We start from the raw sequence: 20,632 nt of genomic DNA, 5'->3' as shown, positions 1-20,632 counted from the left end.
CTCGCAGGCCTCATCTCGAACTTTCGCTGCTGGAATTCCGTTTCGCCGCAGGGGTGTCAGGGGACTGCCCGCAGGAAGCGGCCCGCGGCGTCGACGGCGGGAGCGGAACTGCCCGCATCACTGACGAAGACGGCCAGCGCCAGGTCTCCGCGGATGCCGACGAACCAGCCGTGGGCGTGGGTGTCGTCGATATATTCGGCTGTGCCCGTCTTGCCGAGCATCCCCGGAATGTCCTGCAGCTGGGTGGCGGTGCCGTCGGTGATGGTCTCGCGCATCATCGCCTGCACCTGCTGATCCACCCCCGCGGGTAGCGGGTCGGGAGCGCGGTCGGGCACACCGGGCTCGCCTTCGACGATGGCGGGTGCAGGCACCGAACCGTGCGCCAGCGTCGCGGCGACGAGCGCCATGCCGAACGGCGACGCGGTCACCTTGCCCTGGCCGATGCCTTCCTCGACGCGCAGCGCGGACGTGTCGGCCACAGGCACCGAACCGGTCACCGTCGTCATACCGGGGGCGACGTAGTCGATGCCGAGGCCGAGCTGCGCAGCGGCTTTCGTGAGACCGTCGGGCGGCAGATTCACCGCAAGCCGGCCCATCGTGGTGTTGCACGATTTCGCGAACGCCGTGTGCAGCGGCACGTCGCCCAGCTCGAAGTTGTCGTCGTTGGGGATCTGCCTGCCCTCGATGTTCTCGGTGCCCGGGCAGCCGACGATGCTGTCGGGCGTGACCTGCCCGGCCTGCAGCGCGGCCGACACGGTCACCGTCTTGAAGGTCGACCCCGGCGGATACAGGCCGGTCAGTGCGATCGGGCCCTGCGCGTCGGCGGGTGCGTTCTGCGCGACGGCGAGCACACTGCCGGTCGACGGCTGAATGGCCACGATCGCGGCGGGCGTCGTCAGCGGCGCCAGCGCGGCCTCTCCCGCGAGCTGCATGCCGATGTCGAGCGTGCTGGCGATGTCGCCGACGGGTTTGGCGTCCTCGCCGCCGACCCGCTGGGGACCGGTGGCGGTCTCCGCCGTGACGGCCCAGCCGGCGGCGGCGTCGGTGCGTTGTTGCCACAGATCGGACAGGCCGCTCAGGGTCGGTGACGTCAACGTCCTGTCGGTTGCCAGCAGCCGGGTCTGCGGCCGCAGCGTGACGTTCGGCAGCGCCGACAACGGTTCCTGGATGGGCGCGAGGTCTTCCTCGCGCAGCGTGATCGCGGTGACGGGTTTACCTGCCGCCAGATCACTGCTCAGCGATTGCGGTGTGATGGTCGGCGCAATCGGATTGAGCAGTGCGGCAACGGCATTCACGTCAGCACCGGGGGAGACATCGACGAGCGTGACGATGTGTTGGGTGAGCAGTTCGGCGCCGGTGCGGTCCAGCACCCGGGCGGCGGGGATCGGGACGAGCGTGCTGTATGACAGCGGGCCCTCGTCGAGACCGGGCGCGACGGTGGCGGCGTTCCACTGGATCTTCCAGTCGTCGCCGTCGGCATTCGCGGCGCCCTGGGTGGTGTAGGTCCACTCGGTCTGCTTCTCGGGTCCGAATTTCCACGTGGCCGCCAAGGCGAAGGTCGCCGCATTCTCCTCGTGCGCCACCGAGGACACGTCGACGTGGACTTCGGTGCCCAGGCTGGCGAAAAGCTTGCCGAGGGTGTCGGACGCGGCGGCCTGGTCGCTGGTCATTGCCGCGGCGGCTGCGACGTCACCGCGACTGAGCGCATCGGCGAAGCCGCTGACGGTGCTGTTGAGCCTGTCCTCGGCGTCACTGCAGCCGGAGACCAGCAGCAGATGTAGGACGACGAAAAGGACCGAGAAACCGCGTCGTAGGGACCTCACGGTCCCCGAAGGTACCCGCTAGTTGCGCGCAGGCCTGATCTCTCGCGGCAGCGCGAAGACGAGTGTCTCGTTGGCGGTGGTGACGGGCTGCACGGTGCCGTAGCCGTATTCGGCGAGGCGATCCAGCACTCCGCGCACCAGAATCTCGGGAACCGACGCGCCGGAGGTGACACCGACCGTCGTGACACCGGACAACCACGCAGGGTCGATGTCGTCGGCGTAGTCGACCAGGTGCGAAGCATTCGAGCCCGCGCCCAGCGCCACCTCGACGAGGCGAACGGAGTTCGACGAGTTCTTCGATCCGACGACGATCACCAGTTCACACTCGGGCGCCATCGCCTTGACCGCCACCTGACGGTTCTGGGTGGCGTAGCAGATGTCGTCACTGGGCGGATCCTGCAGCGTCGGGAACTTCTCCCGTAAGCGGCGCACGGTCTCCATCGTCTCGTCGACGCTCAGCGTCGTCTGCGACAGCCAGATCACCTTGTTCGGGTCCCGCACCGTGACCTTGTCGACCGCATCGGGGTTGTCGACGACCTGCACGTGGTCGGGTGCTTCGCCGGCGGTGCCGACGACCTCTTCATGGCCTTCGTGGCCGACGAGCAGGATGTCGAAGTCGTCGCGGGCGAACCGCTTGGCCTCGTTGTGCACCTTCGTCACGAGGGGGCACGTCGCGTCGATGGTCTTCAGATTGCGGGCCGCGGCCTCGACGTGGACGGTCGGCGCGACGCCGTGCGCGGAGAACACGACGATGGCGCCCTCGGGCACCTCATCGGTCTGCTCGACGAAGATCGCCCCGGCCTTGGCCAGCGTGTCGACGACGTAGCGGTTGTGCACGATTTCGTGGCGAACGTAGATCGGGGCGCCGTGCTTTTCCAGGGCGCGCTCCACGGTCTCGACGGCGCGATCGACGCCGGCGCAGTAACCGCGCGGCTCGGCCAGCAGAACGCGTTTGCCGGTCGGCCGGTCGGCGACCGAGCTCGCGGCGCCCGGAATCCCCATGTTGACAGTCGGCGGCATGACTCCAGGGTACTTACCTGCCCCTCGAACCGCCCAGCCGTAGGCTGTGACCATGTCAACTGCACCGTATGGGGTCCGCCTGCTCGTGGGCGCGGCGGTGACCGCCATCGAGGAGACCCGCAAGCTCCCCCAGACGATCCTGATGTACCCGATGACCATCGCGAGCCAGATCGCGCAGATGGTGATGAAGATGCAGCAGGACGTCGCCGTCCTCGTCATCAAGGGCGACGAGACGCTCGAGTCGATCTTCCCGCCGAAGGACGAACAACCCGAGTGGGCAACCTTCGACGAGGACGTGACCGTCGTCGAGGGCGACGACTCCCTCGGTGACGTCGTCGAACTGCCGGTGCGTGACGGTGAGCGGCTGACCGAAGGGCGTTTTGCGCTCTTCAGCGGAGACGCCGAGGCTGCGAAATCCGCCGATACGCCGGCGGAAAGCGACGGCTCCGCCGACGCCCCCGGGATCGTCGCCGAGATCGACTACGAGTCGCTGACGCTGGCCCAGTTGCGTGCCCGGCTGACGTCGCTGCGCCTGCCCGACCTGGAGGCGCTCCTCGAATTCGAGGAGTCGAACAAGGCGCGCGCCCCTTACCAGACGCTGCTGGCCAACAGGATCACCCGCGCATCGGCGAAGTGACGCCGGCGGACGGGACGCAGAGCCCGCCAGGCCAGTCGCCGGACAACCCGTTCCCCGTCCGTGGCGTGGCGATTCGCGTCGCGGGCTGGATCGACAAGCTGGGCGCCGTCTGGGTCGAGGGGCAGATCGCGCAGCTGACGCTGCGCCCGAACTCCAACACCGCGTTCATCACACTGCGCGACCCGGCGGCCGACATGTCGCTGTCGCTGACGTGTCCGCGGGACCTGGTCGTCAACGCACCGGTCAAGATGTCGGACGGCACGCAGGTGATCGTCTACGGCAAGCCCAGTTTCTACACCGGCCGCGGCACATTCTCGCTGCGCGTGACGGAGATCCGCGCCGTCGGCATCGGTGAGCTGCTGGCCCGCATCGACCGGCTGAGACGGCTGCTCGACGCCGAAGGGCTGTTCGATCCGCGCCTGAAGCGGCCACTCCCGTTTCTGCCCGGCACCATCGGGCTGATCACCGGCCGGGCTTCGGCCGCCGAGCACGACATCACCGCCGTCGCGTCCAGCCGGTGGCCCGCGGTCCGGTTCGCCGTCCGCAACACGGTGGTGCAGGGTCCCAACGCAGTGCCCCAGATCGTGGAGGCCCTGCGCGCACTCGATGCCGACCCCGAGGTCGATGTCATCGTGCTGGCCCGCGGCGGCGGCAGCGTCGAGGACCTGCTGCCGTTCTCCGACGAGACGCTGTGCCGCGAGATCTCGCGCTGCACGACGCCGGTGGTCAGCGCCATCGGCCACGAACCGGACAACCCGCTGTGCGACCTCGTCGCCGACCTGCGCGCCGCCACCCCGACCGACGCCGCCAAGCGGATCGTGCCCGACGCCGCCGCGGAGCAGGCGCTCGTCACGGACCTCCGCCGGCGCAGCGCCCGCGCGTTGCGCAACTGGGTGAACCGGGAGGCGCACACCGTCGCGCAGCTGCGCAGCAGGCCGGTGCTTGCGCGGCCGCTGGCTGCGATCGACGCACGTGCCGACGAGATCACCCGGGCCCGCAGCGCGGCCCGCCGCGACATCACCCGGCTGATCGCCGGCGAATCCGAGCGGATAGGCCACCTGTCGGCGCGCCTGACGACACTGGGACCGGCGGCGACGTTGGCGCGGGGTTATGCGGTGGTTCAGGCCGTCCCGTCGGATGGCGAGCCGCACGTGTTGCACTCCGTGACGGAAGCGCCCGAAGGGACGCGACTGCGGGTGCGCGTGGCCGACGGCGCGATCTTGGCGACAAGCGAAGGTGAAAATGAAGCCTATTAGTGAACTGGGATATGAAGAGGCCCGCGACGAGCTGATCGATGTCGTGGAGCATCTCGAGCACGGCGGACTCGACCTGGATGCATCGCTGAAACTGTGGGAAAGAGGCGAGCAACTCGCAAAACGTTGCGAAGAACACTTAGCTGGCGCACGAGAAAGAGTGGAGAAGGCGCTGTCCGCCGACAGCGACGGAGACGATTGAGTCCGAAAACATCTCTGGCACGAGATCTCGAAATTGGAACACGTTTCAGTTATTCTTCCCGGCATGGGTGATGCAACGCTGCAGACAGAACTCGGCCGGGTCCTGGTTACCGGAGGTTCAGGCTTCGTCGGGGCCAACCTCGTCACCGAGCTTCTCGACCGCGGCCTGGAGGTGCGGTCGTTCGACCGCGTGCCGTCCCCGCTGCCCGCTCACCCTCGCCTCGTGGTGTTCGAGGGCGACATCACCAACGTCGACGACGTGAGTGCCGCGGTCGACGGTATCGACACCGTCTTCCACACCGCGGCCATCATCGACCTGATGGGCGGCGCGTCCGTCACCGCGGAGTACCGCCAGCGCAGCTTCGCCGTGAACGTCGAGGGCACCAAGAACCTCGTACACGCCGCACAGAAGGCCGGCACGAAGCGGTTTGTCTACACCGCCTCCAACAGTGTGGTGATGGGCGGGCAGCGCATCGCCGGCGGTGATGAAACCCTGCCCTACACCAAACGTTTCAACGACCTCTACACCGAGACCAAGGTCGTCGCCGAGAAGTTCGTCCTCGGCCAGAACGGCGTCTCGGGCATGCTGACGTGTTCGATCCGCCCCAGCGGCATCTGGGGCCGGGGCGATCAGACGATGTTCCGCAAGGTGTTCGAAAGCGTGCTCGCCGGACATGTCAAGGTGCTCGTCGGCAGCAAGGACGTCAAGCTCGACAACTCCTACGTGCACAACCTCGTGCACGGTTTCATCCTCGCCGCCGAACATCTCGTCGACGGCGGCACGGCGCCGGGCCAGGCGTACTTCATCAACGACGGCGAGCCGATCAACATGTTCGAGTTCTCCCGGCCCGTGGTGCAGGCGTGCGGCGAACCGTGGCCGACGTTCCGGGTGCCCGGCCGGCTGGTGTGGTTCGCCATGACGATCTGGCAGTTCCTCCACTTCAAGTTCGGGCTTCCCAAGCCACTGCTCGAACCGCTTGCGGTGGAACGGATTTACCTCGACAACTACTTCTCGATCGCCAAGGCCCGCCGCGACCTGGGATACGTTCCGCTCTTCACCACCGAGCAGGCGCTCGAGCAGTGCACGCCTTACTACGTCGAACTGTTCGGCCGCATGAAATCCGAGAACGGCCAGCCCGTGGTCCAGGCCGCGGCGCCCGTCCCGCCGAAGGGCTGAACCACCCGGGTCGTCATCATGTGATGACGACCTTTTGGGAGGAACATGCCGCAGTACCACGTCGCCGACAGCGGTGACGCGCAGATCCGTTATCTCGACTCCGGGGGCGACGACCGCGGTGCACCCATCGTGTTCGTGCCCGGGTTCACCTGTGTCGCCGACGACTACGTCGAGATCCTGCCGCTGCTCGGACGCCGGACCATCGTCGTGGAGTTGCGCGGTCACGGTGAAAGCAGCGCTCCCCCAGCCGGTTACGATTCCGAGGCACTGAGCCGTGACGTCGGAGCGGCGGTCGATGCGGTCACCGACGGCCCCGTGCATCTGATGACGTTCTCGCGCGGGACTCCGTACGCGTTGCTGTGGGCACTGGCCCACCGCGATCGGGTTCGGTCCGTGTCCATCGGCGACTACGTGCCCGAGGAGATCGAACTCCCCGACGACGTCATCTTCGGTCTGCTCGACGGACGCTGGCGCGGAACACCCGTCAGTGAGCGCGTCGACCGCGAGGCGGGAATCGCCACCCTGCGTTCAGCGCGGTCCCAGCTGTTGTGGGAGCCACTGGCGCAATGGCAACCACCGCTGCTCGTCGTGCGCAGCCCCAAGACACCGGTGATCGACGCCGACGCGTGGGCGCGGTACCGGACTCTGTTCCCGACGGCACGGTTGCACGAATTCGTGGACTCACCGCACGACATCTTCCGGCCGGAACGCGGACGATACCCGAGGTTGGTGCGCGAACTCGTCGACACCCTCTGAGAACAAGCACCAATCCTCCGGATTCCCTTCAACGCCACTGCCGGCCGTCCTAGGGTCGTCCTGAGTCCATTCGGTGAAGGAGTTGCCATGCCCAACGGAAAGCCCAACATTCTGGTTATCTGGGGCGACGACATCGGCATCAGCAACCTGAGCTGTTATAGCGACGGCCTGATGGGTTATCGCACGCCGAACATCGATCGAATTGCCAAGGAAGGCATGCGATTCACCGACTCCTACGGTGAGCAAAGTTGCACCGCGGGACGCGCAGCTTTCATCAGTGGCCAAAGTGTCTACCGCACCGGTATGAGCAAAGTGGGAGTGCCCGGCGTCGATATCGGTTGGGCCGCCGAAGATCCCACGATCGCCGAACTTCTCAAACCCCTCGGCTATGCCACAGGGCAGTTCGGCAAAAATCACTTCGGTGATCTCAACAAGTACCTGCCGACCGTGCACGGTTTCGACGAGTTCTACGGCAACCTGTACCACCTCAACGCCGAGGAAGAACCCGAGCAATACGACTATCCGCACAAGGATCAGTTCCCACGGTTATACGAACAGGCACTGCCGCGTGGAGTGATGAACTGTAAGGCCACCGCTGAGGTGTCCACCGAACCCGACGACCCGAAGTTCGGTCCCGTCGGCAAGCAGACCATCGAGGACACCGGTCCGCTCACAGCCAAGCGCATGGAGACCATCGACGACGACATCGCCGACCGCACCGTCGACTACATCAAGCGCCAACACGGCGAGGGCAACCCGTTCTTCGTGTGGTGCAACTTCACTCACATGCACCTGTACACACACGTGAAGCCGGAGAGCCGCGGCCAGGCCGGACTGTGGCAGTCCGAGTATCACGACGCGATGATCGACCACGACAAGAACGTGGGCACCGTACTCGACGTCCTCGACGAACTGGGCATCGCCGACGACACCATCGTCATCTACTCGACCGACAACGGGCCGCACCGTAACACCTGGCCGGACGCGGGCACGACGCCGTTCCGCAGCGAGAAGAACACCAACTGGGAGGGCGCCTTCCGCGTGCCGGAACTGATCCGCTGGCCCGGCAGGATCGAAGCGGGCAGTGTCTCCAACGAGATCATCCAGCACCACGACTGGCTACCGACGCTGCTGGCCGCCGCGGGTGACCCCGAGATCAGCGACAAGTTGAAGAAGGGACACAAGGCGGGCGCGGACGGCGAGACCGAGTACAAGGTGCACATCGACGGGTTCAATCTGCTGCCCTACCTGACGGGCGAGGTCGACAGAAGCCCGCGACGTCTCTTCTTCTACTTCAACGACGACGCACAGCTGGTGGCAATGCGCTTCGAGAACTGGAAGATCGTGTTCGCCGAACAACGATGCCAGGGCACCCTGCGCATCTGGGCCGAACCATTCACCGAACTGCGCGTACCGAAGCTTTTCAACCTGCGCACCGACCCGTTCGAGTACGCCGACATCACGTCGAACACCTACTACGAATGGTTCCTGCGCCGCGACTACTTCGCCTTCTACGCCACCGCCGGGGCGGCGGCGTTCCTGGACACGTTCAAGGAATTTCCGCCGCGGCACCCACCGGCCAGCTTCAGCATCGACCAAATCGTCAAGAAACTCGAAGCGTTCCTGGCGTCCGACTAGATGCTGGACACCTGGAACGACGGGCCCGCCAAAACGGCGATCGTCGACTTCGTCAGCCACGCCGTCGCCGAGGTGGCACCCGAAGAACGCGTCGCCGTCTTCGACAACGACGGGACTCTGTGGGTGGAGAAACCCGCATACATCCAACTCGACTTCCTCGTCCGCCGGCTCGCTGAGCAGGCCGCGGCGGATCCGTCGCTGCGCGAGAACCCGCCTTATGACGCAGCGTCCTCAGGCAATCTCGACTGGTTCGGCGACGCCGTCACCAAGCATTACAACGGCGACGACTCTGCGCTGAAACTCCTTGCCGGGGCGATACTGTCGGCCTACGCGGGCCTCAACGTCGAAGACCACGCCGAGAAGGTGAGCACGTTCTTCGCCGACGCGAGCCATCCGACGCTGAACCGCCCGTACACCGCGTGCGGCTACGCGCCGATGGTCGAACTGCTGCGGTACTTGGAAGACAACGGGTTCACGAACTACATCGCCTCCGGCGGTGGACGCGATTTCATGCGGCCCGTCACCGGGTCGATCTACGGAATCCCGCCGGAACGGGTGATCGGCAGTTCTGTCGGACTCGACTTCGTCGACGGGCATCTGGTGACGACGAACCGACCCGAGTTCCTCGACGACGGCCCCGTCAAGCCGGTACGCATCTGGGGCAGGACAGGCAGACGCCCGATCTTCGCCGTAGGAAACTCCAACGGGGACATCGAAATGCTGCAGTTCACCACCGCGGGATCGGGGCCATCGCTCGCCGTGCTCGTGGCACACGACGACGACGAGCGGGAGTTCGACTACGCCGCGGGAGCGGAGAAGGCACTGGACCTCGCTGATACGCACGGGTGGACGGTGGCCAGCATGCGGAACGACTGGACGCGAATCTTTGAGTGACGACCTCGTCTGGATCCCGCCGCAGACCGCAATGCTCGGCTCCGACGTTCACTACGCAGAAGAGGCTCCGGCACGCGCCGTCGACGTCGACGGCTTCTGGATCCAACCCACGCAGGTCACCAACCACGAGTTCGCCGAATTCGTCTCTGCCACTGGCTATGTCACGGTTGCCGAGCGCCCGGTGAATCCCGACGACTATCCCGGCGCCCCGAAGGAGAACCTGCAACCGGGCTCGATGGTCTTCACCAGGACGTCGGGACCCGTCGACCTGCGCCACCTGAACCTGTGGTGGACGTGGACACCGGGAGCTAATTGGCGCCACCCCGTGGGCCCGTCATCGTCGATCGAAAAGCGGGCAGACCACCCCGTGGTACACGTCGCCTTCGAAGATGCCGAGGCCTACGCCGATTGGGCGGCACTGCAATTGCCCACGGAGGCGGAGTGGGAGACCGCCGCGCGGGGCGGCCTCAAAGGCGCAACGTACACCTGGGGCGACGAGCCTGAACAACCCGGGCGGCCACTCGCCAACTACTGGCACGGCGACTTCCCGTGGCGCCCCGAGCGCGGATACGGCCGCACCCGCCCGGTGGGCAACTTCCCGCCGAACGGGTACGGACTCTCCGACATGGCGGGCAACGTCTGGGAGTGGACCACTGACTGGTACTCCGACACGCGCGACGCCGAAACCTGTTGTGAAGCAGACAGCTACGACCCAAAGCAGCCCCAGTTCAGGGTCCCGCGCCGGGTGGTCAAGGGTGGTTCATTCCTCTGCGCCGACAACTACTGCCTGCGCTATCGCCCAGCCGCCCGGCGGCCGCAGCCGGTAGACACGGGCATGAGCCACATCGGTTTCCGCTGCATCAAGCGCTGAGGCGGTCAGTCCATCTTGGTGGCGAGTTCCAACCGCTGCATGCCCGAGGGCTCCACCGCGTCACCGAAATCGAACGTCACCGATTCCAACGTGCCGGTGAACGGGAACGGAGCCCTGTCGCCGTACTCATCGCACACCGGCGACACGCAGTCCATCCCCACATCGAACGTCTCCGTGCCACATCGTTGCGGGACCTGCCGTCCGATCCGCGCCGATGCCACCTCTTCGCCGTTGACCTTCAGCGTGACCGTGGCCGGGCACCCGGGCGTCGCCGTGTCTGGCGTGAAATCAGCGACGATGACGTGCTTTCCCGACGCCAAAGGCTTTTCGGCGGTGGCGTCGTAGCGCTCGAGCCCGAAGAAGTTGTAGTGGTAGCGGACCTTGCCCTCCCAGAGGAACAAGGCAAACCCTGCCGCGTCACCGCCGAGCGCGCACAACACGCCCTCTGCCCCGCCGTCGGGGATGTCGACAGGCACGGTGATGGTGTGCGGTACGCCGATCATCTTCGGCGCGGATCCCTCGGGCAATCGCACCATTCCCGGATAGAACGTGACGCTCTTGCGTCCACTGAAGAAGCTGGGACGCAACGTCACATCGAGACGTTCGGCGAACCTGTCGTCGAGCGGAAGCACGTTGTACTTGGCTGCCTCAGCAAGGAACATGTCCTGCAGCTCGGCCAGTTTCGCGGGTTCACGCTGCGCGAGGTCGACCGATTCGCTGAAATCGTCGGCGATGTTGTAGAGCTCCCAGCGGTCCTCGTCGTAGGACGCTGTCCCTGATGTCTCCCACGGCAGCCGGCCGTGCCGACAGCACGCGATCCACCCGTCGTGATACATCGCGCGGTTGCCCATCATCTCGAAGTACTGCTTGTCGCGTGCGCTCTTCCTGGTGCCGTCGGCGAACGAGTACGCGAGGCTGACGCCCTCGATGGGCCGCTGGATATATCCGTTGACCTCAACGGGTTCCCGGATGCCGACGACCTCGAGCAAGGTGGGCAGCACGTCGATGACGTGATGGAACTGCGAACGCACCGCCCCGTGCTCGGTGATGCGCTGCGGCCACGACACGATCATGCTGTTGCGGGTGCCGCCGAAGTGGGACGCCACCTGCTTGGTCCACTGGAACGGTGTGTCGCCAGCATGTGCCCACCCCACCGCATAGTGCGGTGATGTTCCCGGTAAGCCCCACGTGTCCTTGAACCGCAAGGACTCCTTGATGGTCGGCTGCTGCCCGTTCAAGCTCATGATCTCGTTCGGCGTTCCGATCAACGATCCTTCGCCGGATGATCCGTTGTCGCCGATGATGTAGAGGACGATCGTGTTGTCGAGCTGGCCGATCTCGTCGATCGCATCGACGACACGCCCGACTTCGTAGTCGGTGTGCTCGAGGAAGTCGGCGAAATTCTCGGCCTGACGGGCGAACAACTGCTGGTGTTCGGCGGCCTGACTGTTCCAGGACGGAATCTGTTCGGGCCGCTCGGTCAACCGGGTGCCCGGCGGCACTATCCCCATGTCGAGCTGGTTCTGATGCACCGTCACTCGGTACTGGTCCCAGCCCATGTCGAAGCGGCCTGCGTTGCGACCACGCCAGTCCAGCGGCGGCTGGTGCGGTGCATGCGCGGCACCGGTGGAGAAGTAGCCGAAGAAGGGCCGGTCGGGAGCGATCGCCTTCTGCATACGGATCCACCCGATGGCGTCATCCGCGAGGTCGCGCGTCAGGTGGTAGCCATCTTCCGGGCGAAACGGAGGTTCCACCGGAGTGGTGTTGCGAATCAGCGACGGGAAGAACTGGTCGGTCTCGCCGGAGATGAAGCCGTAGAAGTAATCGAAGCCCTGGTTGGTCGGCCAGTTGTCGAAAGGCCCCGCCGGACTGGTCTGGTTGTCGGGAACATTGTGGTTCTTTCCCCACCACGCGCATGTGTAGCCGGCCTGCTTGAGCAATTCACCCATCGTGGCGCAGCTTTTCGGGATGATCCCGCAATAGCCCGGGTAGCCGGTCGCCATCTCCTGGATCACCCCGGTCGCCACCGAATGATGATTGCGGCCGGTGAGAAGAGCGGCGCGGGTGGGCGAGCACAGCGCTGTGGTGTGGAACTGGTTGTAGAACAGCCCCCGCTTGTGGAGACGTTCCGCGGTGGGCATGCGCACCAACCCGCCGTTGACGCTGGGCCAACCGAATCCGACGTCGTCCAGAAGCACCAGGAGGATATTCGGTGAACCTGCGGGCGTCTCCCGCACCGGTGGAAAATCAGGCCGGGAATCCTGTGCATACAGGTTGATCTCGGCACCCGGGAATGTCCATTCGGGCTGAGGTAGGTGATAGCGGTCCAGGTGCAATGGGAACTCGGGGCTCGCGTCTGTGGCCATCACCGAAGTCTTCTCCGCCGAAACGCAATTGACCAGAGGCGAGGCGATTCAGGAGCGGCCCATCGGCTCGGTCAGTGTGGTGGACTTCTGCACCAAGGCTGGCACGCCGGACGCTTCCATGGGCCTGCCGAAGAAGTATCCCTGGCCGATATCGCATCCCTTGTCGCGCAACCAGGTTGCCGTCGCTTCTTCCTCGACACCCTCGGCGACGACGGTGATCTGCAGTTCGTGCGCCAGGTCGATGACGGCCCGCACCACTGCTGCGGCGCGATGGTCACGGTGCACGGGTGCGATGAAGAAGCGGTCCAACTTGATCTCGTCGATCGGCAGGTCCCGCAGGTACGACAGCGCCGAGAAGCCGGTGCCGAAATCGTCGATTGCCACCCGCATTCCGCGCTCCCGCAACTCGCGAAGCACCTCCGTCACCGCACCGAGGTCGTTGAGAACAAGATCCTCGGTGATCTCCACGGTCAGGATGTCGGCCGGAAGGCCGCGCCGAGCCAGCGCCCGATCCAGGTTGTCGGGCAGTTGCGTCTCTCGGAAGAACGGCGCGAAAAGGTTGACCGCGACGGGGACTCGCACTCCGGAGCCGATCCACGTCACAGCATCTGCGAGCACCTTGTCGAGCACCACGTTGGTGACGGGACGCATCAGCCCGTGCTGGCGCACCAGCGACATGAACGAGTCCGGCGACAGCAGTCCGAGCCGCGGATGCGGCCATCGCAGAAGGGCTTCGACGCCGACGATGCGCCCCGTCGCCAGAGACACCTTCGGCTGGTAGGCCATCGTCAGGTCGGCTTTGTCGATGGCGTGGCGCAATTCGCCGAGCAGTTGCACCTTGGCCGCGCCCACGGCCCGATTCGATTGGTCCGCGTCGCCGGTGAGCTCGGCGGTGCCGTGCGCACCCGTCGCCATATCGGCGTCGTAGGTGTGTACGCGCGACGAGCGCGACCTCTTCGCGGTCAGCATCGCGAGGTCGGCACGATTGATCAACGTCTGCGGCCCGATGTCGGGCTCATCGGAAGGAGCCACTGCTACACCGATACTCGGCCGCATCAGGATCTCGTGGCCGTCGACGACGAACGGTTCGTTGAATGCGTCGACCACGCGTTGGGCGATGAGATTCGAATCGTCGACCTCGAGGTCGAGCAGCAGTGCGAACTCGTCACCGCCGAAACGGGCTACCGTGTCGCCGGCCCGGACACAGTCGAGGATCCGGCGTCCCGCCTCCACCAGGAGGCTGTCAGCGGCCGGATGCCCCAGGCTGTCGTTGACCAGTTTGAAATCGTCGAGGTCGAGCGACACCACGGCGACGCAACGATCGTCGCGCGATCGCAGCATCAAGGCGCGAGCCAACCGGTCCCGGAAGAGCGTCTGATTTGCCAAGCCGGTCAACGGATCCCGTAGCGCCTGATTGGCCGCACGCGACAGCAGGCGACGGTTCTCCCAAGCAGCCACCGACTGCCGAAGACACACGGCGATCACGATGAACGGCACCACGACGCGCTCGAACCCGGTCATTACCACCAGCGGTCCCACCGTGCCCGCCAACAGCAGCGGTAGGTAGGGCATCCACAGCGACGCGTTGGTCGGCATCATGACAGACCAATGGCGCGACAGTGGATCCGAGCGGCTCAACTGGGCCGCGACCCCGAAAGCGACGAGTGAGACCGCATAACCGATATCGATGAAGTTGCCGCTGGTGGCGGCTCCGGTCGCCGCCGCATGCGCGAAGGCGGTGTCGGCGATCAGCGCCAGGCCGAACGCGAGAACCAACACGGAGAGGACCGGACGCTGCCTGATCCCCGACCGCGCGAGGACCGCCACCGACACCGCGAGTGCCACGATGTCGGCAATCGGATACACCATCGTCGGCACCATGGCGGATGGGTCGCTGCGGTGCGCCTCGTAGACGTCGCGCAACGCGAACATCCACGCTAATAGGAACGAGCACAGCGCGATCGTCACGCCGTCGAGTGCGGTGCGCAGTCGCGAATGTCGCGAAGTCCCGACGCCATGATGAGCCATCGTCATCACGGCCGAAACGGCGAGCACGGTGAACAGCAGGTAGAACACGTCGGCCGGCGACGGGAACCGCGGTGCGCGCAGCACGAACTCACGCACCAGTCCGACGATGTCGCCGAGGACCCATGCGGCTAAGGCCGCCGCCATGACGGCCCACGCGGTGCGGACCCGGCCCCCGTTCGCACGGGCAGCCGATACCGCGCCGCCGGTCGCAAAGGCACCGACGAGAACGATGATCACGGTCGACACGAGCCGTACCACCGGACCACCGCTGCGGTCGACGGCGAGGATCACCGCCAGCGCGACCGTCAGCCCCGTCGGCACCGCGATCGACGGCCTCGCCAGAATTCGAATACCGCCATTACCCACGGTGCTCCCATGCCCCGCCTCTGCGTGTGCACCATGACGCTACGGCAATAGCCCAGCCGTGACCTCGTGTTTGCTCATCCCGCAGGATCGCGGCGATGAGTTTTCGTTGCGGGCATGGTCGATACGGCGAATGCACCCACGGTAAGGAGCCCGGATGAAGAAGATCACCGCCAGTCTGTTCACATCGCTGGACGGCGTTGTCGGGGACCCGGAATGGCACCTGCCGTACTTCAGCGAGGAGATGGGTGACGCTGTGGGCGCGCTTCTGGCCTTCGCGGACACGTTGCTGCTCGGCCGCTTCACCTATGACAGTTTCGCCGGGGCCTGGCCCGGCCGCGAAGCCGAGGGTGGTGAGGACGCCGAGTTCGCCAAGACCATCGGCGATGCCCGCAAGATCGTGGTCTCCAACCAGGATCTGCAGTTCTCGTGGCGCAATTCCGAGCAGCTCGCGGGCGACCTCGTCGACGCCGTCACTGCGCTCAAGAGTGAGCCCGGCGACCGGGACATCGCGATCAACGGCTCCGTGTCGATCATCCGGCAGTTGCTCGCCGCCGGGCTGATCGACGAACTGCATCTCGAGCACGGCGCTCGGGAGCGCTGATCGAGCTGTGGCGGTCAGGCGGCTTCGGCCGCTTTCTTGATCGCGGCCAGCGTGGCCGGGATGCCGGTGCGCGCCAGCTCACTGCGCTTGGCGATCTCGTCTTCCGCGGCGTCTCCGAAGCGCTCGTGGAATCCCTCGATGCCCTTGGGGAGGTGCTCCCACGACTCCGTGAGCAGGGTGCCGTCCCCGTCGGGCTGCAACGAGTACCCCCAGCGGACCCAGCCGTTGTTGACCTCCCAGGCGAACTCACGTCCGGACTCGGCAGCGACGACCTGGCTGCGTGTCTCCCAGGTGCGCTCCGGGAGCTCGTTGCGGCCGGTGAACCATGCGCCCACCTCGGGCCCGGCGCCCTCGTCCCACCAGCACGCTTTGCAGACCGGACTCCATTCGCCCGTCCGCGTCACGTCCGACACCATGGCGTACAGCTGGTCCGGAGGCACCGCCACGAAAATGGACTCGGATCTCTTGCGTTCGGTCACCGGGCCGAGTCTGCCACCAGCTATTGCACTTTCGGCCGTCGGGTGTGACTTTAGAACGCGTTCTACTTCACCGTCGAAGGGCCAACTGGATGAGCAACAGTAGCGAGCGCGTCGCCGTCATCATCGGCGGTGCGTCCGGCATCGGTTGGGCGACCGCCCAGGCGCTGTCGGCCGAAGGCTGCCGCGTCACGATCGCCGACATGAACGGCGACGGTGCGCGCGACCGCGCGTCGGAGCTGGGTGCCGCACACGCGGTCGTCGACGTCACCGACGAAGACTCGGTCGAGCGGCTGTTCGACGGCGTGGGCCCGCTCGACATCGCGGTCAACTGCGCGGGATTCAGCAATGTCGGCCTCATCACCGACATGCCCGCCGCGGACTTCCGCGCCGTCATCGACGTCTGCCTCAACGGTGCGTTCATCGTCGCCAAGCATGCCGGCAGGCATCTGCGCGAAGGGGGTTCACTGATCCAGATCAGCTCGCTCAACGGCAGGCAGCCCGCCGCGGGCATGAGCGCGTACTGCGCCGCCAAGGCGGGACTGTCGATGCTGACACAGGTCGCCGCACTCGAGCTGGGCCCGCGCGGTATCCGGGTCAACGCCGTCGCGCCCGGCTTCGTCCACACGCCGCTGACGGCCGCCGCCGCATCGGTGCCCGGCGTTGTCGAGGACTACGTCGACAACACCGCGCTCGGCCGCGCCGGCACCCCGGAGGACATCGCCAATGCCGTTGTCTACCTGAGCTCTCCGGGGTCCTCGTGGCTGACGGGAGAGGTACTCGACATCAACGGCGGCGCGCATCTCAAGCGCTACCCCGACGTGATGGGTCACGTCATGCGCCTGGCGGAGCAGTACTCGTGAGCTTCGCGGGTAGACAAGCACTCATAACGGGCGGCGGCTCCGGGATCGGCGCCGCGCTGTGCCGGGCCCTCGACCTCGCCGGCGCCGACGTCGTCTGCACCGACGTCGATGCGGCCGCAGCGGAAGCCGTCGTGTCGACGCTGAGTTCTCGCGCCAGGGCAGCCCGCCTCGACGTCACCGACGCGGCGGCGGTGCAGGCCGTGGTCGACGACGTCGTCGACCGCGCCGGACATCTCGACCTGATGTTCAACAACGCCGGGATCGTCTGGGGTGGTGAAACCGAGCTTCTGACGCTCGATCAGTGGAACGCGATCATCGACATCAACCTCCGCGGCGTCGTCCACGGCGTTGCGGCGGCCTACCCGCAGATGCTGCGTCAGGGCCGCGGCCACATCATCAACACCGCGTCGATGGCGGGGCTCGCCGCGGCAGGCCACCTCACCAGCTATGTGGCGACCAAGCATGCGGTCGTCGGGTTGTCGATGGCACTGCGGTCCGAAGCGGTACCTCGCGGTGTCGGCGTCCTCGTGGTGTGTCCCGCAGCGGTCGAGACCCCGATCCTGGACAAGGGTGCCGTCGGATCCTTCGGTGGTCGCGACTTCTTCCTGAAAGCCCAGGGCGGCAAGGCCTACGACGCGGACCGGCTCGCCAGGGACGTCTTGGCGGCGATCGAAGACAACAAGGCCATCCTCGTCAAACCCCGTGTGGCGCAAGTGCAGTGGCTGCTCACCCGAATCGCCCCCGTCATGTTGAACCGGCTGTCGATGAAGTTCTTGGCCGCACAGCAGCCTAGGACCCTCAGCTCGGGATAGTGTTGCGGCGGCCGTGACAGGAGGGCGCCATGAAGGACGACTTCAGTCCCACACAGAAGCGTGCCCTTGCCGTACTGACGGTGATCGCCCTCGGATTCGGCGCCTATTTCCTGCGCGGCTACATCCTGCTGATCGCCGTCGCCGCGGTGCTGGCCTATCTGTTCAGGCCGCTCTACCAACGGCTGCGGACGAAGATGGGTGTCGGCCTCTCCGCGACGCTGACGTTGCTGGCCGCGACCGCGACGGTGGCGCTGCCCTTGGCCGGCGTGATCTTCCTGGCCTTCCTGCAGGTGACCGAGGCGGTCTCCAGCGTCAGCCACTGGGTCGAGCAGACCGACTTCACCGCACTGGCGCAACAGTTGCTCGACTCGGCGAATCAACTGCTCTCCCGCATTCCGTTCATGAACATCACACTGACGCAGGATTCGGTGCGCGAGGCCGCCACCAAGCTCGGGCAGAACGCCGGCGAGATCGCCCTCGATGTCGCTCGCGATTCCGTCGGCGGCCTCGCCGCGACCGTCACGGCTCTGGTGATCTTCCTCTACGTCTTCATCGCGCTGATCACCAACGGCGACAAGGTCGTCGAGCTCTTTCGCGACCTGAATCCGTTGGGAGAAAAGGTTTCCGACATCTACCTCGCCAAGGTGGGGGCGATGGTGTCGGCAACCGTCAAGGGCCAATTCATCATCGCCGTCTGCCAGGGCACCCTCGGTGCGATCTCGATCTACATCGCCGGCTTCCACGACGGCTTCTTCATGTTCCTGATCTTCCTGACCGCGCTGTCGTTCATCCCGCTGGGCAGCGGCATCATCACCATCCCCGTCGGCATCGCGATGGCGATCTTCGGCAACGTCGCGGGCGGCATCTTCGTCGTGGCGTTCCACGTCATCGTCGTCACGAGCGTCGACAATCTCCTTCGCCCGTTCCTGGTGCCCAAGAGCGCGCACCTGCACCCCGCACTGATGCTGCTGGCGGTGTTTGCGGGCCTTCAGATGTTCGGGTTCTGGGGCATCGTGCTCGGCCCCGTCCTGATGATCGTCATCGTGACGACCATCAGCGTGTATCTCGTGGTCTACAAGGACGCATCGACGGATTCACTGACCGGGACCAGCGCCGACCCGGCCGACGACGAAGCGGACCGTCAGACGCCGTGGTGGCGCCGAATTCTGCCGGGAAAGCCGAAAACCCAATCCAAGCCGGAACCTGAGGCCGACGACAAGGAAGGCAGCGCGGAGCCCGCGCCGGCGTGATCAGACCAGACGCTTCTTGAGGAATTCGACGACGCGCTTGCGGGCCTCGTAGGCGGGGTGCCCGTCGACCTCGCGGACCTCCAGGGTCAGCACCGAGTGCGCCATCTTGCCGAACCCGTGCTCGTTGCCTTTCTTCGAGTTGATCTCGATCACCTCGAAGGCATCGCCGAGCCGGTTCTTCAGCGTCTTGAACCTCGCGCCCGGTGACAGCGGGTCTTCACTGAAGCGCAGACCGAGTGCGCACAATCCCTCCTCGGCGGCGCGGCGCTCGACGATCTTCAACTCCGCCTCCGACAGGCCCGGGTCGGCGCGCTGCTTGGCGGTCAGGCCGATCGGCAGCGACGGCTGGCTCAGCACAGGGGCGAGCACACTGTCGTCCACCGCTGCCGCCAACGCGAAGCCGCCGCTCCAGCATTCACCGATCACCCCGACACCCTTGCCGGGTGTGCGCTCGTTCAGGTCACGCGCCAGCGCGCGCAGATAGTGCGCGATCGGCCGGTCGGCGTTGGTGGCGAACGCTGCGAATTCCTTTGCGACACAGCCACGTACCATCACCGGAACCGCGCCGGGACGCACTCCCGGCGCGCCCGGAGTGCCGTACAGCGACGGCGAGGCCACCGTGAAACCGTTGTCCACCAGATGGTTTCCGAGCGCAAGCACGCCGGGATGCAGGCCTGGCATCTCCGGAATGAGGACGACGCCGGGGCCCTCACCCTTGCGGTAGACGTCGTAGGTGAATCCGGCCGCGGTGAACGGTTCGGCGGTCCACCCCGTGAGGTCGGCTTTCGGAGCCGCTCCGGCGGCGACATCAGATGGGCCAGAGGTCATCGCGCGCTCCTAGCTGATGGTCAGCGGCGGCTGCGATTGCGTCGCCGCCGCCAGCGTACGGTACTCGTCCGTACCCCCGGCGCCTGTCACGGCAAGTTGCGCCGATCCCGTCGGGCCGCGGACCTCCGCCGTCCACACCGGCTCATTGGGTTTGTCGTCGGTCTCGCCGCCCTCGTAGACCACCCAGCTGACACCGTCGACGTCCTGCGTGCCCGTCGGGACCAGGTCCGGACTGAACGACGCGATCAGCTTGTCCTCGTCGGCATTGCTCTGCGTGATGCTCAGGTACATCCCGCTCGGCGTCAGGTAGCCGACGACCGCCCCGACCGCCCGCGCCGGCTGACCGGTCACCGGGTCGCGTCGGCCGCCCTCGATTCCCTTGCGGCTCCCCGAATTGGCCGCCCAGCCCTGCGGCAGCTGCGGCACCCGGATCGGGATCTTCAGAGCATTGGCATCGGCCTGCAGCGCGGCGGGCGCGTCGTAATCCGGCGCAGGCCCGGGGCCCGGTCCCGTCGGCGCGAACGAACACATCCCGAGCACCCCGGCCAGCACCACGCACGCCACAATCAGCGGCGCCATCGACCAGAACATGTCGCGCCCGTCCTGCAGCAGCCGCGATTTCGCCTGCCTGGCAGCGGGCACCGCATACCCCCCGACAGGGGCCTCCGAACCGGGGTGATCTGCGGTGTCAGCGTCACGGCCCGGGTCACCGGCGGCCTTGGGGCCCGGCTCGGGCGGCGTCGTCATGCCAGCCAGTATCCCAGCTCCCGAT

Annotated in this window: 19 protein-coding genes; 12 read left to right on the top strand and 7 right to left on the bottom strand. The window is 66.1% G+C overall.

The features are described 5' to 3' along the window. Positions 1-56: 56 nt before the first annotated feature. Entirely contained in the window at positions 57-1,823 is a 1,767-nt protein-coding gene (locus tag P9A17_RS15730; RefSeq protein ID WP_278039560.1) for a penicillin-binding transpeptidase domain-containing protein, read from the bottom strand. An 18-nt stretch (positions 1,824-1,841) separates the two neighbouring features. Beyond that, the gene (locus P9A17_RS15725) at positions 1,842-2,843 is read right to left on the bottom strand and encodes a 4-hydroxy-3-methylbut-2-enyl diphosphate reductase (RefSeq protein WP_278039559.1); all 1,002 of its coding nucleotides are present in this window, start codon (positions 2,841-2,843) and stop codon (positions 1,842-1,844) included. Between the two features lie 52 nt (positions 2,844-2,895). Here P9A17_RS15725 and P9A17_RS15720 point away from each other — a divergent pair, with 52 nt between their 5' ends. From P9A17_RS15720 to P9A17_RS15685, 8 genes are all read left to right on the top strand, one after another. After that, entirely contained in the window at positions 2,896-3,480 is a 585-nt protein-coding gene (locus P9A17_RS15720; RefSeq protein WP_278039558.1) for a lipid droplet-associated protein, read from the top strand. Then, positions 3,477-4,736, top strand: a complete 1,260-nt coding sequence (xseA, locus tag P9A17_RS15715; protein WP_278039557.1) for an exodeoxyribonuclease VII large subunit — start codon at positions 3,477-3,479, stop codon at positions 4,734-4,736. Before P9A17_RS15720 ends, xseA begins: the two co-directional genes overlap by 4 nt. Continuing rightward, positions 4,723-4,935, top strand: coding sequence for an exodeoxyribonuclease VII small subunit (locus P9A17_RS15710; RefSeq protein ID WP_278039874.1), 213 nt, complete (start codon positions 4,723-4,725; stop codon positions 4,933-4,935). The genes xseA and P9A17_RS15710 overlap by 14 nt, the downstream gene beginning before the upstream one ends. A gap of 51 nt (positions 4,936-4,986) precedes the next feature. Further along, on the top strand, positions 4,987-6,111 hold the full coding sequence (locus P9A17_RS15705) for an NAD-dependent epimerase/dehydratase family protein (protein WP_278039873.1): 1,125 nt from the start codon (positions 4,987-4,989) through the stop codon (positions 6,109-6,111). 45 nt (positions 6,112-6,156) lie between these two features. Further along, positions 6,157-6,867, top strand: a complete 711-nt coding sequence (locus P9A17_RS15700) for an alpha/beta fold hydrolase (RefSeq protein ID WP_278039556.1) — start codon at positions 6,157-6,159, stop codon at positions 6,865-6,867. Between the two features lie 87 nt (positions 6,868-6,954). Then, positions 6,955-8,505 (top strand): arylsulfatase, encoded by a 1,551-nt coding sequence (locus P9A17_RS15695; protein ID WP_278039555.1) that lies wholly within the window; start codon positions 6,955-6,957, stop codon positions 8,503-8,505. Next, the gene (locus tag P9A17_RS15690; RefSeq protein ID WP_278039554.1) at positions 8,506-9,399 is read left to right on the top strand and encodes an HAD family hydrolase; all 894 of its coding nucleotides are present in this window, start codon (positions 8,506-8,508) and stop codon (positions 9,397-9,399) included. After that, the gene (locus P9A17_RS15685; RefSeq protein ID WP_278039553.1) at positions 9,392-10,270 is read left to right on the top strand and encodes a formylglycine-generating enzyme family protein; all 879 of its coding nucleotides are present in this window, start codon (positions 9,392-9,394) and stop codon (positions 10,268-10,270) included. Before P9A17_RS15690 ends, P9A17_RS15685 begins: the two co-directional genes overlap by 8 nt. A gap of 5 nt (positions 10,271-10,275) precedes the next feature. Here the strand turns inward: P9A17_RS15685 and P9A17_RS15680 are convergent, their stop codons facing one another. Both P9A17_RS15680 and P9A17_RS15675 read right to left on the bottom strand, forming a co-directional pair. Then, positions 10,276-12,636 carry an arylsulfatase gene (locus P9A17_RS15680; protein ID WP_278039552.1) on the bottom strand — a complete coding sequence of 787 codons (2,361 nt, stop codon included), beginning with the start codon at positions 12,634-12,636 and terminating at the stop codon, positions 10,276-10,278. A 48-nt stretch (positions 12,637-12,684) separates the two neighbouring features. After that, positions 12,685-15,030, bottom strand: coding sequence for a bifunctional diguanylate cyclase/phosphodiesterase (locus P9A17_RS15675; RefSeq protein ID WP_278039551.1), 2,346 nt, complete (start codon positions 15,028-15,030; stop codon positions 12,685-12,687). Between the two features lie 154 nt (positions 15,031-15,184). Here P9A17_RS15675 and P9A17_RS15670 point away from each other — a divergent pair, with 154 nt between their 5' ends. Beyond that, positions 15,185-15,631, top strand: a complete 447-nt coding sequence (locus tag P9A17_RS15670) for a dihydrofolate reductase family protein (protein WP_278039550.1) — start codon at positions 15,185-15,187, stop codon at positions 15,629-15,631. 14 nt (positions 15,632-15,645) lie between these two features. Here P9A17_RS15670 and P9A17_RS15665 read toward each other — a convergent pair whose 3' ends face one another. After that, positions 15,646-16,110 (bottom strand): SRPBCC family protein, encoded by a 465-nt coding sequence (locus P9A17_RS15665; protein ID WP_278039549.1) that lies wholly within the window; start codon positions 16,108-16,110, stop codon positions 15,646-15,648. Between the two features lie 89 nt (positions 16,111-16,199). Between P9A17_RS15665 and P9A17_RS15660 the strand changes: the two genes are divergently transcribed. Genes P9A17_RS15660 through P9A17_RS15650 form a run of 3 tightly spaced genes read left to right on the top strand, consistent with a single transcriptional unit; the run spans position 16,200 to position 19,032 of the window. Next, positions 16,200-16,970 carry an SDR family oxidoreductase gene (locus P9A17_RS15660; protein WP_278039548.1) on the top strand — a complete coding sequence of 257 codons (771 nt, stop codon included), beginning with the start codon at positions 16,200-16,202 and terminating at the stop codon, positions 16,968-16,970. Next, positions 16,967-17,782 carry an SDR family NAD(P)-dependent oxidoreductase gene (locus P9A17_RS15655; RefSeq protein ID WP_278039547.1) on the top strand — a complete coding sequence of 272 codons (816 nt, stop codon included), beginning with the start codon at positions 16,967-16,969 and terminating at the stop codon, positions 17,780-17,782. The genes P9A17_RS15660 and P9A17_RS15655 overlap by 4 nt, the downstream gene beginning before the upstream one ends. 29 nt (positions 17,783-17,811) lie before the next feature. After that, positions 17,812-19,032: an AI-2E family transporter gene (locus tag P9A17_RS15650; protein WP_278039546.1), complete on the top strand. Its 1,221-nt coding sequence runs from the start codon at positions 17,812-17,814 to the stop codon at positions 19,030-19,032. Here the strand turns inward: P9A17_RS15650 and P9A17_RS15645 are convergent, their stop codons facing one another. Both P9A17_RS15645 and P9A17_RS15640 read right to left on the bottom strand, forming a co-directional pair. After that, positions 19,033-19,860, bottom strand: a complete 828-nt coding sequence (locus tag P9A17_RS15645; RefSeq protein WP_278039545.1) for a dienelactone hydrolase family protein — start codon at positions 19,858-19,860, stop codon at positions 19,033-19,035. It abuts the gene before it with no gap. A 9-nt stretch (positions 19,861-19,869) separates the two neighbouring features. Next, positions 19,870-20,607, bottom strand: coding sequence for a DUF4245 domain-containing protein (locus tag P9A17_RS15640; protein WP_278039544.1), 738 nt, complete (start codon positions 20,605-20,607; stop codon positions 19,870-19,872). Positions 20,608-20,632: the final 25 nt, after the last annotated feature.

It is taken from the genome of Mycobacterium sp. 236(2023) (genome assembly GCF_029623955.1).
In the GTDB taxonomy this organism is placed as follows: Bacteria; Actinomycetota; Actinomycetes; order Mycobacteriales; family Mycobacteriaceae; genus Mycobacterium.
Note: the sequence above shows the minus strand (reverse complement) of the source record. Positions and strands in the feature narration are given on the sequence as shown.

What these genes read in the sequence shown, in the direction of transcription:
- P9A17_RS15710 (WP_278039874.1), top strand. Translation starts at nt 4,723, where the DNA reads ATGAAGCCTATTAGTGAACTGGGATATGAAGAGGCCCGCGACGAGCTG.
- P9A17_RS15640 (WP_278039544.1), bottom strand. Translation starts at nt 20,607, where the DNA reads ATGACGACGCCGCCCGAGCCGGGCCCCAAGGCCGCCGGTGACCCGGGC.
- P9A17_RS15690 (WP_278039554.1), top strand. Translation starts at nt 8,506, where the DNA reads ATGCTGGACACCTGGAACGACGGGCCCGCCAAAACGGCGATCGTCGAC.
- P9A17_RS15720 (WP_278039558.1), top strand. Translation starts at nt 2,896, where the DNA reads ATGTCAACTGCACCGTATGGGGTCCGCCTGCTCGTGGGCGCGGCGGTG.
- P9A17_RS15645 (WP_278039545.1), bottom strand. Translation starts at nt 19,860, where the DNA reads ATGACCTCTGGCCCATCTGATGTCGCCGCCGGAGCGGCTCCGAAAGCC.
- P9A17_RS15700 (WP_278039556.1), top strand. Translation starts at nt 6,157, where the DNA reads ATGCCGCAGTACCACGTCGCCGACAGCGGTGACGCGCAGATCCGTTAT.
- P9A17_RS15680 (WP_278039552.1), bottom strand. Translation starts at nt 12,636, where the DNA reads ATGGCCACAGACGCGAGCCCCGAGTTCCCATTGCACCTGGACCGCTAT.
- P9A17_RS15695 (WP_278039555.1), top strand. Translation starts at nt 6,955, where the DNA reads ATGCCCAACGGAAAGCCCAACATTCTGGTTATCTGGGGCGACGACATC.
- P9A17_RS15725 (WP_278039559.1), bottom strand. Translation starts at nt 2,843, where the DNA reads ATGCCGCCGACTGTCAACATGGGGATTCCGGGCGCCGCGAGCTCGGTC.
- P9A17_RS15650 (WP_278039546.1), top strand. Translation starts at nt 17,812, where the DNA reads ATGAAGGACGACTTCAGTCCCACACAGAAGCGTGCCCTTGCCGTACTG.
- P9A17_RS15670 (WP_278039550.1), top strand. Translation starts at nt 15,185, where the DNA reads ATGAAGAAGATCACCGCCAGTCTGTTCACATCGCTGGACGGCGTTGTC.
- P9A17_RS15660 (WP_278039548.1), top strand. Translation starts at nt 16,200, where the DNA reads ATGAGCAACAGTAGCGAGCGCGTCGCCGTCATCATCGGCGGTGCGTCC.